This is a genomic window from Streptococcus pseudopneumoniae (genome assembly GCF_001073085.1).
Lineage (GTDB): Bacteria > Bacillota > Bacilli > Lactobacillales > Streptococcaceae > Streptococcus > Streptococcus pseudopneumoniae_M.
Window position 1 is genome coordinate 1 of the sequence record NZ_JVFV01000022.1, and the last position, 14,940, is coordinate 14,940.

Genomic DNA, 14,940 nt, shown 5'->3' on the forward strand with positions numbered 1-14,940 from the left:
TGGCCCTGGGAAGTTGGCTTTATCCAAGTAAGTAGCTGGGACATCTACTGTGTCTTTGGTATTGTCGGCCACACCTTTTTGAACTTCAGCTGGGGTAGTCAAGCCATTTAAGTTGACATCCAAATCTTTAGTCGCTACAAGATTGCTCAAATCGGCCTTGCCATCTTTTGCACCGTACACTTTAATAGTAGCTTTATAACTTTGAGTGCCGTTTTGTTTCAAGAAATCAAGAAGCTCTTTATCAGATTTTCCTTGAGTGCCAGCCAAATCCACTTCATAGAAGTAAAGGCCTTTGCCCAATTTCTCTACTGGTGGAAGAGCAGGATTTTTAGCTGAGCCGTTGTCTGACCATGGAGCCTTGTCAGAAGCTTTCAAGATAAGGCGAGTCAACATACCGTCACCAGCGAAGAATTCATATGTAATGACTTGATTGACACCGGCTGTGAATGGCCCTGGGAAGTTGGCTTTATCCAAGTAAGTAGCTGGGACATCTACTGTGTCTTTGGTGTTGTCGGCCACACCTTTTTGAACTTCAGCAGAGGTGGTTGCTGGTTGAGCTTCACTTGCCTCACGGTCTTGTCCAGAGACTACAGGAGCAGAATCTGTTACAGGTTTAACCACATCTTCTGTTTGTTTCTTAGATTCTGGTTTGACCTGCACTTCTTCTTTTGGCGCTACTACTTGCTCTTTATCAGCAACATCCACTTTTTCTGAAGAGCTTGTAGTATCCAAGCTTGCTTTAGGTGTTGAGTCTGCCTGTTCTGAATGAAGAGTAGTATCCACTGCTTCTTTGAGAAGCTCTACTGGTAAGTCACTCTTTGCACTCACTGAAGTTGCGTCTGGCACGACTTGAGTAGGGGTGGGATTGACGACATCGGCACGTGCGGAACTTGGTTGACCAACTAGGACAAAGAAGCCACTGGCCACAACAACTGAGGCAACACCGACACTAAGACGACGAATAGACCAACGAGTATATCTTTGATTTGGATTGAATTTCATAGGATTCTCCTTAGAGTTTTTCTTTATTTGATGACTCTAGTATAATCTCCTAAAATTAAAAAGGATTAAGAAAAAGTTAAAATTTTTCTTAAATCCCTCTTATAAAATACTTATATTGACTCAATAGTCGTTGAAAAAAAGAATAGTCATTCCTCTTCTACTCACTAAGGCTTGCTAGGGTATCCAAATGTTGGTTATTAATCACCGCCATGATATAGGTATCCGGTTTTAATAAATCATTTGGTCCAAACTGTACATCTAAGGGAGCATTTTCGTAGTCACGAAAACCGAGGATATTGAGATTGTATCGTCCTCGAAGGTCTAGTTGACTAAGACTCTTACCTGACCACGATTGTGGAATTTTCATCTCGACAATTGAGACATTCTTGTCCAACTGAAAGACATCTACACTGTTATTAAAGAGAATCGTCTGTGCCAACGAACGACCCATCTCAAACTCTGGTGAAATGACTGAGTCTGCACCGATTTTTTCAAGGACTTTTTTTGCTGTATGGCTTTTAACCTTAGCAATAACAGTCGGTACCCCTAGACTCTTGCAATGCATGACTGCAAGAACACTAGACTCTAGATTTTCACCAGTTGCGACGACTACGGTATCGCAGGTATCAATTCCAGCCGATAGCAAGAGGTCCTCATCTGTGATATCTCCAACAACACCACGCACCAAGACTGGTTCAAATTGATTGATTCGTTCCTCATGGTTGTCAATAGCGATAATATTTATATCATGCTTGGCGAGAGTAGCCAGAACACTACTCCCAAAAATACCCAAGCCTAAAATTCCAATTGTTCGATCTGACATAGCATTTCCTTTCTTATCCTATGGTAATATCAGCTTTCATATAATGAATCATGTCTTTCTTATCTGGTTGATACTCAGCCAAACTAACTAATAGTGTGAGTGGTCCGATCCGTCCTATAAACATCAGTAGCATGATGACACTAAGCGCTAGCTTACCTAACTCTGGTGTCAAATTTGCAGTTACTCCGACCGTAGCAAGAGCAGAAATAGTTTCAAACATGATGTAGATAAAGCGCGGATTCCCCTCGGCTGTTATTCCTACTAAGATTAAGCCCGATAAAAAAGTTATCAAGAAGATAATGAAAACACTGAAAGATTTCTGGACTGTTCGTGGTTCAATCGTTCTCCGAGCTACATTTGCATGAGGTAACCCTAAAAGTTCACTGCGTGCGAATACCAACAAGACAAAGAAGGTTGTGATTTTTAGTCCCCCTGCTGTACCGCCAGGTGCCCCACCCAGAAACATCTGCAAAATATAGATCATCAAGGTAACAGGCCTAGCCTGAGTAAAATCAATAGAAGCAAATCCTGCCGTCCGCATGCTGACAGTTTGGAAGAAACTAACCAGCAATTTATCTGGGAAGCTGAGATTGCCAATCGTTCCCAAATTGTTCCACTCTATCAAGAGGGTTGAAACTGTTCCAGCAAATAAAATCCCCGCTGTTAAGAAGAGGACTAGCTTAGTATGGAAACGAAGACGACGCTTTTTCTTCTTTCCTAATTGGGTAGCCAAGTCGAACCAAACCATGAAACCTAGACCACCCGTAATAATCAAACCTGCTATCACTAAATTAATCAAAGGATCAGTTTGAAAAGCTACTAAACTTGTACTTCCAAAATTATCAAATCCAGCATTACAGAAAGCTGAAATAGCTACGAAAATGGAAGTAAAAAGTCCCCGTCCCCAACCAAACTCGGGGACAAAACGAAAACTTAGCAGAAAGGCTCCGAATCCTTCTACTAGAAAAGTCGTCACGAAGATGGAACGTAGAAAATCCCTCAGAGACTGGGTTTCTTCGAAGCTAAAGCTCTCCAGAATCGTTTCTCGACCTCGAAGACTGAGTTTTTGCTTGCCCTGGATATAGAAAATTCCGATAAAGGTCATGAGACCCAAACCACCAATCTGAATCAAGAACATACAGATCAGCTGCCCCCAGACATTGTAGGTCGAAGCGACAGGTAAGGTAAAAAGTCCTGTCACACAGACCATAGATACGGCTGTAAATAAATGATCAAAGTAACCGGCATGAGATGTTGGAGATTGTACAAATGGCAGACTCAAAAGGAGAGACCCCAAGAGAATAACCAAAGCAAAACTTAAAAAGATTCTCCGAGCGGGTGATAAACGCCCTAGAATGGTATTTATTTTTTCAACAATTGATTTTAATAACATAGCTACATTGTACCACAAAAATCTGAGAATACTCACATATGACTAACGATCTCAAGGCAGAGACCTAGCGCCTTATCAAAAGCTTCTGCACCCCAATCGCGTTGGTCATAGTTATCAAGATCTGCCAAAGAATCTGCCGTAAATAACAACTCACCCCAAACTGCTCCGCGAAGCTGAGCTACTGCCGCAAGAGCTGCACACTCCATCTCCACAACTACACAACCTTCTTCCTTGCGATAGGCAACTTTTTCAGCTGTTTCTCGGTAAAATCCGTCTGTCGACCAAGTCATGACTTCTTCGTAAGGGACACCTAGTTGTTCCAAGACTTGCTCGATAGCAGAAATTGCTTGAACATGCACATCCATATAACGAGAAGGGGATGCATAATGGTAGCTGGCTCCTTCATCACGCAGAGCACGGACTGGAACTAGAAAGGCATTTTCTTCTATACTAGTTAGCACCCCACAAGTACCGGTAGAGATGATTTTCTCCACACCGTAGCCAAGCAACCAATCCATAAACTGGGCGGCTGGGGCAGAACCGACAGGAGCTTGGGCTAGACAAACTTTTTCGCCTTTGTAGTCCATGACATAAACAGGATAGGTTTTAGTGGCAGACACAAACTCCCCAACACACTCTGCTCCTACTTCCCGAGCATAGCGGTCAATCTCCTCTTCCAAAAATGCATAGATGCACTTCTTTGGTAACTGTAAATCCAAACCTTCGTGATTTGGCATGATGACTGCCTGAGGATTATCATCAAACTCTAAAATAGGAATGGCGTGTTTCTGAATCATAGAATACCTCCTCTAAATTTTTACTATTGTATCAAATACAAAGGGAAAGTCAAGTCCTGGTCTAAGTTCAATAAATAAACTTACCTTAAATAGGAAACAACAATTAAATGCTTTTTTCGTCATAATAAAATTGCTATAGCTTAGGAATTATCTTATAATAGATTGAATTTTAAAAAAAGTGAGGGAGTTTTATGAAATTCTATTCCTATGACTATGTGCTCAGTCAGATTAGTCAACAGAATTGGGCCATGATTATCGTATCAGCTTTACTGCTTATCGTGACTGGATTTTTTGCATTTAAGGCTTTTCAAGATAAGAGAGGAAGTAAGTTCCGTGAATTATCGCTCATTTCTATTTTGACGTTAATTGCTTTTGTATTGATTAGCATTACGAATCTTCAAAACAACCAATCCAATGATAATCAATTTCGTAGTTCCTTGCACTTCATCGAAATTGTATCAAAAGAGTTAGGTGTTGATAAGAAAAATGTTTATGTCAACACATCAGCAGTGACTGATGGGGCGATTATTAAGGTTGGCAACAATTTTTATCGTGCCATTAGCGGGACTGACCAAGATAGCTATTTATTAGAAAAAATGGAACTCTATAAATCAGATGTTGAACTCGTGGAGGTTGAAAAATGATAAGCTTTTTTGCTACGATTGCAATTAAATTAGCCTTGGGGCTACTTTCTCTTGTTTTTGTTATTAACGTAACAGGTAAAGGAAATTTAGCACCAAGTTCTGCAGTAGATCAAATCCAGAACTTTGTTCTCGGGGGTATTATCGGTGGGGTTATCTACAATAGTTCTATCACCATCATCCAATACATTGTTATCCTCATTATCTGGACTATTCTCATTTTACTCCTCAAATGGTTGAATACCAATGTTTCCTTCATTAAACATCTGATTGACGGAAAACCTACGATTATCATTAAAAATGGAACATTAGATCCAGAAGCCTGTCGCTCAAAAGGTCTAGCTGCTGCTGATGTTGCTCTTAAATTGCGCGCTCAAGGAATCTTTCAATTAAAGGATGTCAAGAGAGCTGTGATTGAGCAAAACGGACAACTAATTGTCGTAAGAATGGGTGACGAAAATCCTAAGTACCCAGTCATCACAGACGGTGTTGTCCAAGTTGAAATCCTAGAAACCATTGGCAAATCCGAGGAGTGGCTAACTGAGAAATTGAAAGAAGAAGGTTTCGAAGAAGTCTCAAATATCTTTATCGCTGAATATGATAAAGGTCAATTGAATGTTGTAACCTATTAAAAAATAAACTGATGCTTTTCGTATCAGTTTTTTGCTTTTTAGCATAAAAGGGTATATACTTAAACCAATATCTGATGTAATTTAGATAATACAAAAAATTAACGGAGGTATCCCCCATGTCAATCGAAGAAAAATTCAACCAAGCTAAAGGTTCTGTTAAAGAAGGCTTTGGTAAACTAACTGGCGATACAAAAACTCAAACAGAAGGAGCTGCAGAAAAGGTAGCTTCAAAAGCTAAAGAAGTTGCTGAAGATGCAAAAGAAGCTGTCGAAGGTGCAGTATCTGGCGTAAAAAACATCTTTAAAAAAGACGGAGAATAATTCTTTCTCGTCCTAATAACATAAGAAACTCTTATTCCAAGCTGTTAATATGCTAGGGATAAGAGTTTTTTCTTTAAATTATTATGTTTTTTAATATTAGAAAATACTTCTTATGATGTGTTGCTCAACCTAAAGCAAAAAGAACTAATTCCTATACTCCTCCTATTTCCACAAACCACCTAAGATTTGTTTTTCCAATAAGCCTAAGTCCTCTTCACTAATTTCGACATTGTCACCAATGATATATAGTTGAGAGAAGTAAGCTAACAATGGACCTATACAGATGCGAACCATTTGAGGAATCGTTATCTCTGGATTTACACGTGGATCTGCTAGCAATTCCTTATGAAGCACTCGAAGTTTATCTTGAATAGCATTCCAGATAAAAATCTGTTCATTTTTTAGTTTTTTATTTGAAAAACTCTCTTGTAGAATGATTTTCATCAAGGCACGATTTTTTTTGAGATAGCTCATACGATTATGGACGAGATAACGAACCCTCTCTTCTGTCGTTTCAAAAGCTAAGAGTTCCTCAAAAAAACTACCGAGAATGCCTGGGACTACAGGATGTAAAATAGCCGTCAGTAAATCATCCTTCGTCTTAAAATACTTAAACAAAGTTGCCTGGCTTAGTCCAGCACGCTCAGCTATGTGAAGAGTTGAGGTCCCATGGTAACTCCTGGTTGATATGAGATCCACTGCTGCCTGCATGATTTTTTTCTTTCCTTGAGGGTAATTCGCTTCTTCTAAGTAATCTTCAAACGATTCAAAAACAGTCTTATCCATCCAATCTTCACACCTTTTTAGCATTATTTATGTTGATTTCTAAACTTTACGATAACGACGCAATCCAACAATATTGAGAATTGTTAAAATGATCAAGAAAATCATTAAAACACCAAGATTTGACAAAATATCACCAAGATTGTGTCCGTAAAGAATAATCTGGCTTATTGCATCACCAGAATAGGTTAATGGCAAAAATTTCCCCACAGTTGGAGCCCATTCTCCCATGGATGACAATGGAATAATTCCTGAGAAAAAAAGTTGGGGCATAATCACGAGAGGAATAAATTGCATCATTTGGAATTCTGATTTTGCTAGAGTAGACAAGAGAATTCCAAAAGCTAGTGCTACAAGAGCCAGTACCACATTAACTATTATAACATTTAAAATATTTCCTACAACTTCTACATCTAGTAGCCAAATTGCTGCTAAAACGACAACTGCCGTTTGAAAAATCGCAATAATACCGTAAGACAACATATAGCCATAGACGATTTCAGAACGTTTCACTGGGGTTGCTAACAAGCGATCCAAGGTTCCACTTGTTCGCTCTTTCAACAGTGCCATACCAGAAATCAAAAAGACAAAGAAGAAGACCACAAAGCCAATTAAAATTGGAATCATACGTGCAAAGAATCCAGTATTTTTATCTCCATATTGGTAAGATTCTTTGATTTCAGGCGCCTTTTCATCTAATTTCAATTGTGGAAGAGCTTGTTTGACACGAGATAATAACTGATCGGTGCCTTCATTGACGATACTTGTTCGTAACACTTGTCGTGTCATAGTTGTTTTAGAAGCATCCGTATTTGCGTAGTCGACCTGATACTCACCATCTTTATACGATATGACTGCATCTACTTTCTCGTCAGCTAGAGCTTTTTTAGCCTGATCTAAGTCTTGATAAGTCTCGACGTCCACATGATCGAGCTCATCCATTTTTGTTACCAAACCAGTTGGTAGATCTTGTGTCGCTAACTTGACATTCACGGTTGTACTAGCTGAAAACATGAGGTTCATCAGCCACATAATAAATACCGGCGCTACAAACATCATAGCCAAGGTTCGTTTGTCACGAAGCAATTCTTTGATAACTTTTTTAGCAATAGCAATGGTTCTCATCTTACTCTCCTTCTGCTTTCAAAAAGACTTCTTCAATACTTGAAACTTGATAACTATCTTTTAAGTGTTGCGGTGTATCAAAAGCAATGATTTTTCCACCTAATAATAAGCCGACCTTATCCGTTAACTCTGCTTCATCCATAACATGGGTAGTAACTAATATCCCTACCCCATTGTCTCTAAGCGCGAATAATTCTTTCCAGATTTTCTTTCGAAGAGAAGGGTCGATTCCAACTGTCGGTTCGTCCAAAATCAAGAGCTGAGGATTCCCCAGAAGCGCGACGGCTAAAGACAAGCGTCGCTTCATTCCTCCAGAATAACCGGATACCGTTTTATTCAAATGCTCTGTCAGATCCACAACTTGAGCCACATGGGCAATTTCAGCTGTCAGATCTCTTTTGGATAGCCCTTTTAGCTGACCAAAAAATTCTAGATTTTCTTGACCTGACAAGGCCTCATAAAGAGCATCAGACTGAGCCATATAGCCAATATCACCTAAAATATGACGATTTGGCATAGTATGGTCCAAGACTAAAGCGATACCGCTATCCGCCTTTTCCATTCCTAGCATGGTTTTAATCATAGTTGATTTACCAGCACCTGATGGACCGATTAGACCAATGATTTCTCCAGGCTTTAAATCAAAACCAACGTGATCTAAGACCATTTGACGACCAAAAGATTTTTCTAAATCTTTTAAATGTAACAATTTTTTCATTTGAATCCTCTCAGGTGAGTGTTTACTCACTTTTTAATCATGAGACTATTATAGTGAGTGAACGCTCACTTGTCAAGTAGAAAGTAGAAAATTGAAAAAAAATCTCCCTTCTCTTTCGAGAAAGGAGATTTTTTTTATGGTCGTCCACCAGGGCCTCCATTTCCTTGAGGTCCACCTCCACCAGGTATCGAATTGACAATCTCAGTCTGTTTTTCACCATTGAAATAGATGTCTCCGCCTGTGTGAGTCGCTGTTCCATCAAAGTCAAAACCAGTTTGACCAGTCATTTTGATGGTTCCTCCCGTAACAGTAATGTTACCATTTGAGTCAATTGGATCCGTGTCCCCTTGACCAACTTCAACCGTCAAGTTCCCACCATTCATAGTGAAGAAAATTTCACTTTGTTGAGCATTTTTGTTGGCTGCATTGACACCATCATCCGTTGAATAGATGGCGATATCTCCACCGTTGATAGTAATTGACTTACCTTCAAGCCCTTCTGTAGAATTCTTAACGGTATAGGTACCACTATCAATAACCAAATCACCTGATGCGTGGATACCATCATCTCCAGCAGTAACAGTGATGGTATTGTCAGAGAGATACATGGTTCCTACAGATGTGTCCTCATCATTGTCGACCTTAACTCCGTCTTCCTTGGCATCGATAGTCATAGTTGTGCCGGTAATGTTGAGTTCATCATTAACATTAAAGGCATCCCCGACTGCTGTGATGTTGTAGCTTCCACCTGTGATGTGAAGTGTATCATTTGCCTTGATACCATTGTTTTTCTTACCATCTACATTGAGAGTTCCTTTACCGTTGATGGTCAAGTCCACTTTAGAGAAGAGCGCTGCATCCGCTTTTTCGTCACTATTAGTTGCTGAATCTGATAGGCTATTAGTTGTGCCATCTGCTAGAGTTAGGTAAACATGACCGGCTGATGTTGCAGATATAGCAGCATTGGTATTGGTCATGGTCACACCCTTTAGAACAATATGTACATCATCAGTCTTTTCGGCTTCAATCTTGATTTGAACTCCGTCGGATTGACCAGATATGACATAGGTTCCTGCCTTGGAGATTGTAACGGTAGATCCTGATACGGCAACTCCATCACCTGATACCTTCGCTGTTGATTCTGACAAGGTTACAGTTGCTGCTGTCTTTTCATCATAAGAAGTATCATAGTCCTTGTCTGTAAAATAGCTAGTTTTCTTAGCTTCTGTAGTTGATGTCGTTTTCGTTGTCGCAGTATTGCTAGCTGTTGTATTTGAAGTTGACTGGGTACAAGCTGTTACTAGTGCTAGAGTTGCTATACTCGTTAATAAGAATGTCCATTTTTTTGCTTTCATGCTCGTTTCCTCGACTTTCATTTTACATGCTCTTAGTCTACGTGACTTTCCTAAAATAAGCCTAAACTTTTTCTGAAAGTTTTCTTAAGTTTAGTTTCAATTAAGTTAAATTTAACAAAAGTTTTAGATAAACTCTTTAAAATCCTAGACAAACAAGCTCGTCCTTGTTTAAAAATAGTATAACCTAAGATTAGAGGAGAAGGACTTATGAAACCAATCGAAACAACTTTTAAACGGATTGAAACCAAATATGTTGTCTCCAAAAAAATATTAGACAAACTGATTCAAGATTTAAAGGAATATTTAGTAGAAGACGACTATCCAATTTCAACAATATCAAATATCTACTTTGATACAGAAGACTTTTCTGTGCTCCAAGATGATGATTTTGGAGCTAAGCGAAAAGAAAAGGTGCGGATGCGGACCTATCTCAGCCAACCCAAAGCAGATAGTCAAGTATTTTTAGAAATCAAAACCAAGGATCAAGAAGGAGTTGGTCGCAAATTTAGACTACTCTCAACTCCTATTTCTATTCTTAATTTTATGACCAAAGGGCACTTGGATGCTAGTATTACTGATACAGTCGTCATTGAAAAAGTGAAAAAGCTTCACCAAGATTACAAGCAGGCCATCAAGCCTCGTATGTACATCTACTACGATCGTTATTCATTAAAAGAAAAAAAATACATCGAGGGCTACGACTATAATAAAATTCGTATCACCATTGACCAAAATCTAATCTATAGAGATGAAAATGTCAGTCTCTTCGCAGGAAATCAAGGGGCTCCTCTATTAGATGACAATACTGTGATTATGGAGATTAAAGCTCCTGGAAACAAACCTCAGTGGTTACAAGATATTCTAGACAATTATGGTTTGATGGAGCACAAATTTTCAAAATACAGTTGTGCTTACCACAAATCTCAAGGGCTTCCTTATGCACCACGTCCCAGTATAGAAAGCGCAGGTACCGCTTATGCTTAATCTATTTAATTCCATTTTCAACAACGCCACTGCAAGTGCAGATCCCTTCCAACTACTGCTGGCACTTCTAGTCAGTCTAGTTCTCGGTTTGGCACTTACTTGGACCTACAAATATCGAACCCTCTACACCAGAGAATTTGCTATCAGCTTGACTCTGCTTCCCTGCCTTATGACCTTGGTTATTTTTCTGGTCAATGGGAGCTTGGGTACGTCAATTGCTGTAGCCGGAACCTTTAGTTTGATTCGTTTCCGTTCTGCAACTAGTGGTTCAAGAGAACTGATTGCGATTTTCCTAGCCATGATTATCGGTCTAGCTTGTGGAACAGGCTATCTCTTCTTGGCTATTCTCTTCACCCTCTTTATCTTGGGTGTTTGGTTCCTTTTGGAAAATCAACAGATTAAAACTGACAATCAACGCCGTAGACTTTTAACAATCACGGTAGCTAATCAAGAGAAGATTCAAGATGCTATCCAATCTGCTCTTGACCAATTCTGCTCAGAAATTGACATGATTACGATCAATAGCACAAATGCAGGGGACAATCTTAGCATTGTCTATGAAGTCGAGCTAAAAACAGAGGTCGATGATTTCCAAGTGACTAGCTATCTTACACAAAATATTGATCAATGCGATGTGGCATTGACTAAAAAAGCTAAAAAGAGAAAAAATCTCTAAAGAAGAAAAACGAGGCTGGGATAAAAATTCCGACCTCGTTTTTTGCTAGCAATAAGTTTTTGATACTGAGACTGGTTAGGCTTTTCGATTTCAAAGAGCTCTTTTGAAAAAGACTTCACTTTCTCTTTCTACAACCTTTAATTTCCTTTAACTGGAATCTCTTTGATAACTCGTGCTGGATTTCCTGCTAGAACTACGTTGTCACCAAAGGATTTTGTAATGACCGCTCCTGCTCCTGCAACGACATTATCCCCTAAAGTAACACCCGGAAGGACAATAACTCCTCCCCCTGCCCAGAAATTCTTGCCAATCGTGATTGGTTTCCCAAATTCTAGTCCCGAGTTTCGTTCATCGGGATCCAGCGGATGAAGAGGTGTTGAAAACTGACAATTCGGACCAATCATGGCATTATCACCAATAGTAATCGGACATACGTCCAACATGGTCAAATTCCAATTGGAATAAAAATTTTCTCCCAGATGAATATTGACCCCGTAATCTACCATCAAGCGAGTGTTGATGTAGAGATTTTCACCAGTAGAACCAAACCATCCTTTGATGATTTCCATACCTTTTACTGGATCGACTTCTTCATTAAAAGCTGCTTGCTTTTGTCGTGCTGTTTGTGCTAGAGAACGAAGGTCTGGGTCGAATGGGTGATAGGGTTCTCCCGCGATCATTTTTTGATATTCTGTTTTCATGTTTTAATTTCCTTGCTTTTTTAGATGATTGTAGCATAGTTCTATCTTTAGTACAAGCATCAAAAAAACTAGTGCATCGCACGATGCACTAGTTTCTTATTAGAAAGTTGACTTTTATCAATACTTTACAGAGTTGATTAGTCTTCTTTCTTTTTACGAGCCATAAGTCCGAATCCACTCAAGATACCTACTAAACCAAGGGCAGCAAGACCAGCATGATCTTCAGTACCAGTATTTGGCAATTGAGGAGCAGTCTTAACTGTTTCTTCGACCACAGGAGCTGGATTAGCAGGAGTTTCTGGAACTTCTGGTTTCTCTGGATCTGGAGTTGGTTCTGGATCTGGAGTCGGCTCTGGATCCGGAGTCGGCTCTGGATCTGGAGCTGGTTCTGGATCTGGAGTTGGTTCTGGATCTGAAGTTGGCTCTGGATCTGGAGTTGGCTCTGGATCTGGGGTCGGCTCTGGATCTGGGGTCGGCTCTGGATCTGGAGTTGGTTCTGGATCTGGAGTTGGTTCTGGATCTGGAGTCGGCTCTGGATCCGGAGTCGGTTCTGGATCTGGAGCTGGTTCTGGATCTGGAGTTGGTTCTGGATCTGAAGTTGGCTCTGGATCTGGAGTCGGTTCTGGATCTGGAGTCGGTTCTGGATCTGGAGCTGGTTCTGGATCTGGAGTTGGTTCTGGATCTGAAGTTGGCTCTGGATCTGGAGTTGGCTCTGGATCTGGAGTTGGTTCTGGATCCGGAGTTGGTTCTGGATCTGGGGTTGGCTCTGGATCTGGGGTTGGCTCTGGATCTGGAGTTGGTTCTGGATCTGGAGTCGGCTCTGGATCTGGAGTTGGCTCTGGATCTGGAGTCTTCACTTTTTCGTAGACATGTTCAGTGTCCCCGTTTGGAAGTTTCTTAGTCTCTACGAAGCGGTAGCCTGGGATATCTTTCTTAGCTTGTTCGCCGTCTTCTGTTGGATAACCTGGAATTTCATTTCCGTCTTTATCCTTGTGACTAGTCTTAACCTTCTCATAAACGTGCTCTGTGTCCCCGTTTGGAAGTTTCTTAGTCTCTACGAAGCGGTAGCCTGGAATATCTTTCTTAGCTTGTTCGCCGTCTTCTGTTGGATAACCTGGAATTGCTTTACCTTCTTTGTCTACAAATGTAGTAACAGGAGTTACTGTTGGCGTGTATATTGCAGAAGCCTTAGTCCCGTTTACGTCTTCACGGACAACAGTTACTGATGGTGCAGTACCAGTAAATTCTGGTTCTGGTTTGAAGGTTACTGTGCCATCTGGGGCTACTGTATAAGTACCAACACCAAGAATTGTCTTGGTTGTTGATCCATCTTCAAATGTAGCTGGAACATCATCATTCATTGGAACACGGCTATCGCCTTCCTTGAATGTTGGTTTACCAGACTGTTCTTGACCTTTTGGTCCAATAGTTGTAGCTGGTGTTCCTGTAGGAGTTACCGGTGTAACAGTTGGTGTATAGGTCGCAGAGGCTTTGGTTCCGTTCTTATCTTCGCGAACAACCGTCACAGCTGAAGCAGTTCCAGTAAATGATTTCTCAGGTACGAAGGTTACTGTACCATCTGCTGCTACTGTGTATGTACCAACACCGTCAACTGTCTTGGTAGTTGAGCCATCGTCGAAAGTAGCTGGAACGTCATCGTTCATTGGTACACGGATGTCACCTTCAGTGAATACAGGTTTACCTGTTTGAGTCGCACCTTGGATATCAGTAGATGTCGCATCTTCAGATGTTGGAACGACTGGAGTAATCTTCGGTGTATATGTTGTTTCTACTGTTGTTCCATTTGTGTCAGCTGCTTGAACCTTAACTGGAACAACAGCACCTGAGTATGATTTATCAGTTGGTGTGAAGGTTACAACACCTGTTTCCTTATCAACTGTGAAAGTACCAACAACCTTGCCTTCTGGTGATTTAGCATCTACAGATGTAGCTGGTTGACCATTCTCGCCAAGAAGAGTAATGGCATCCTTGTCGATTGGTACAACTGGATCACCTTCTGTGAAAGTAACTGTTCCAGTTTGAACCACACCTTGAGGTCCAGTTGATTCGGCCGGAATTGCTGTTGGGGTTACTGAAGTCACAGTTGGTGTGTAAGTCGCAGAAGCTTTGGTTCTATTCTTATCTTCACGAACAACCGTTACGGCCGGTGCTTTACCTGTGAATGACTTTTCAGGAACAAAGGTTACTGTACCATCTGCAGCTACTGTATATGTACCAACACCATCTACTGTCTTCGTAGTTGAACCATCGTCGAAAGTAGCTGGAACGTCTTCGTTAATTGGTACACGGATGTCACCTTCGGTGAATGCAGGCTTACCTGTTTGGGTTTGACCTTGTTTACCAGTTGATGTTGTATCTTCTGCAGTCGGTGTTACAGGAGTTACTGTCGGGGTGTATGTTGCAGAAACTTTGGTTCCGTTCTTATCTTCACGGACAACAGTCACGGCAGGTGCAGTTCCGACGAATGATTTTTCTGGCACGAATGTAACTGTTCCATCTGGAGCTACTGTGTAGGTACCGACACCATCTACTGTCTTAGTTGTTGAACCATCGTCAAATGTCGCTGGAACATCTTCATTGATAGCTACTGTTTTCTCAACACCATCAACGGTTACTGTTCCTCCCTTGAATTCAGGTTTACCTGTTTGAGTCGCACCTTGGATATCTGTTGATTCAACTGGAGTAGCCGTTGGAGTTACTGGAACAATTTCAGGTGTATAAGTTGTATTCACCTTGATACCGTTTGAGCTTTCAGCTTGAACCTTGACTGGTGTTACAGCACCTGTGTATGATTTATCAGTTGGTGTGAATGTTACAGTACCAGTTGCTGGATCGATCGTGAATGTACCGATTGGCGTTGTACCATCGGCAGCATAAGCTGGCGTAGTTGTAACTTCATTACCATCTTTATCCAAGAGCTTATAACTATTTGATTTAATGGTTACAGGTTTATCTTGACCATTTACTTG

At 40.6% G+C, this 14,940-nt stretch carries 15 protein-coding genes; 5 read left to right on the forward strand and 10 right to left on the reverse strand.

Annotated features, from left to right (window positions below):
• The 4 genes from ADH90_RS04565 to ADH90_RS04580 form a co-directional block, all read right to left on the reverse strand.
• Positions 1 to 1,002, reverse strand: a 1,002-nt coding sequence (locus tag ADH90_RS04565) for an SSURE domain-containing protein (RefSeq protein WP_049530152.1), incomplete at its 3' end; no start/stop codon positions are given.
• A gap of 157 nt (positions 1,003 to 1,159) precedes the next feature.
• Complete coding sequence (locus tag ADH90_RS04570; protein ID WP_049530153.1) at positions 1,160 to 1,825, reverse strand: potassium channel family protein; 666 nt, start codon at positions 1,823 to 1,825, stop codon at positions 1,160 to 1,162.
• A gap of 13 nt (positions 1,826 to 1,838) precedes the next feature.
• Complete coding sequence (locus ADH90_RS04575) at positions 1,839 to 3,218, reverse strand: TrkH family potassium uptake protein (RefSeq protein ID WP_049530154.1); 1,380 nt, start codon at positions 3,216 to 3,218, stop codon at positions 1,839 to 1,841.
• A gap of 32 nt (positions 3,219 to 3,250) precedes the next feature.
• Positions 3,251 to 4,015 carry a nucleoside phosphorylase gene (locus ADH90_RS04580; RefSeq protein WP_049530155.1) on the reverse strand — a complete coding sequence of 255 codons (765 nt, stop codon included), beginning with the start codon at positions 4,013 to 4,015 and terminating at the stop codon, positions 3,251 to 3,253.
• 191 nt (positions 4,016 to 4,206) lie between these two features.
• On the opposite strand from ADH90_RS04580, the gene ADH90_RS04585 reads away from it, so the two are divergent.
• The 3 genes from ADH90_RS04585 (at position 4,207) to ADH90_RS04595 (ending at position 5,608) form a co-directional block, all read left to right on the forward strand.
• A complete protein-coding gene (locus ADH90_RS04585) occupies positions 4,207 to 4,659 on the forward strand; it encodes a DUF3290 family protein (RefSeq protein ID WP_049530156.1) in 453 nt (150 codons plus the stop codon).
• Positions 4,656 to 5,288 carry a DUF421 domain-containing protein gene (locus ADH90_RS04590; protein ID WP_006154046.1) on the forward strand — a complete coding sequence of 211 codons (633 nt, stop codon included), beginning with the start codon at positions 4,656 to 4,658 and terminating at the stop codon, positions 5,286 to 5,288. Before ADH90_RS04585 ends, ADH90_RS04590 begins: the two co-directional genes overlap by 4 nt.
• Before the next feature lie 116 nt (positions 5,289 to 5,404).
• The gene (locus ADH90_RS04595; protein ID WP_006153995.1) at positions 5,405 to 5,608 is read left to right on the forward strand and encodes a CsbD family protein; all 204 of its coding nucleotides are present in this window, start codon (positions 5,405 to 5,407) and stop codon (positions 5,606 to 5,608) included.
• A gap of 162 nt (positions 5,609 to 5,770) precedes the next feature.
• Here the strand turns inward: ADH90_RS04595 and ADH90_RS04600 are convergent, their stop codons facing one another.
• The 4 genes from ADH90_RS04600 to ADH90_RS04615 form a co-directional block, all read right to left on the reverse strand.
• Positions 5,771 to 6,394 carry a TetR/AcrR family transcriptional regulator gene (locus ADH90_RS04600; protein ID WP_049530157.1) on the reverse strand — a complete coding sequence of 208 codons (624 nt, stop codon included), beginning with the start codon at positions 6,392 to 6,394 and terminating at the stop codon, positions 5,771 to 5,773.
• A gap of 39 nt (positions 6,395 to 6,433) precedes the next feature.
• Positions 6,434 to 7,516: an ABC transporter permease gene (locus ADH90_RS04605; RefSeq protein WP_006154045.1), complete on the reverse strand. Its 1,083-nt coding sequence runs from the start codon at positions 7,514 to 7,516 to the stop codon at positions 6,434 to 6,436.
• Between the two features lies 1 nt (position 7,517).
• On the reverse strand, positions 7,518 to 8,234 hold the full coding sequence (locus tag ADH90_RS04610) for an ABC transporter ATP-binding protein (protein WP_042759577.1): 717 nt from the start codon (positions 8,232 to 8,234) through the stop codon (positions 7,518 to 7,520).
• Positions 8,235 to 8,368: 134 nt separating this feature from the next.
• On the reverse strand, positions 8,369 to 9,589 hold the full coding sequence (locus tag ADH90_RS04615) for a carbohydrate-binding domain-containing protein (protein ID WP_049530158.1): 1,221 nt from the start codon (positions 9,587 to 9,589) through the stop codon (positions 8,369 to 8,371).
• A 207-nt stretch (positions 9,590 to 9,796) separates the two neighbouring features.
• Here ADH90_RS04615 and ADH90_RS04620 point away from each other — a divergent pair, with 207 nt between their 5' ends.
• Positions 9,797 to 10,573 carry a polyphosphate polymerase domain-containing protein gene (locus ADH90_RS04620; RefSeq protein ID WP_049530159.1) on the forward strand — a complete coding sequence of 259 codons (777 nt, stop codon included), beginning with the start codon at positions 9,797 to 9,799 and terminating at the stop codon, positions 10,571 to 10,573.
• Positions 10,566 to 11,249 carry a DUF4956 domain-containing protein gene (locus tag ADH90_RS04625; RefSeq protein WP_049530160.1) on the forward strand — a complete coding sequence of 228 codons (684 nt, stop codon included), beginning with the start codon at positions 10,566 to 10,568 and terminating at the stop codon, positions 11,247 to 11,249. Before ADH90_RS04620 ends, ADH90_RS04625 begins: the two co-directional genes overlap by 8 nt.
• A 137-nt stretch (positions 11,250 to 11,386) precedes the next feature.
• On the opposite strand, the gene ADH90_RS04630 is transcribed toward ADH90_RS04625, so the two are convergent.
• Together ADH90_RS04630 and ADH90_RS04635 are read right to left on the reverse strand one after the other, a co-directional pair.
• The gene (locus tag ADH90_RS04630; RefSeq protein ID WP_049530161.1) at positions 11,387 to 11,950 is read right to left on the reverse strand and encodes a sugar O-acetyltransferase; all 564 of its coding nucleotides are present in this window, start codon (positions 11,948 to 11,950) and stop codon (positions 11,387 to 11,389) included.
• 137 nt (positions 11,951 to 12,087) lie between these two features.
• The coding region (locus ADH90_RS04635; RefSeq protein ID WP_049530162.1) for an LPXTG cell wall anchor domain-containing protein at positions 12,088 to 14,940 on the reverse strand (2,853 nt) is incomplete at its 5' end.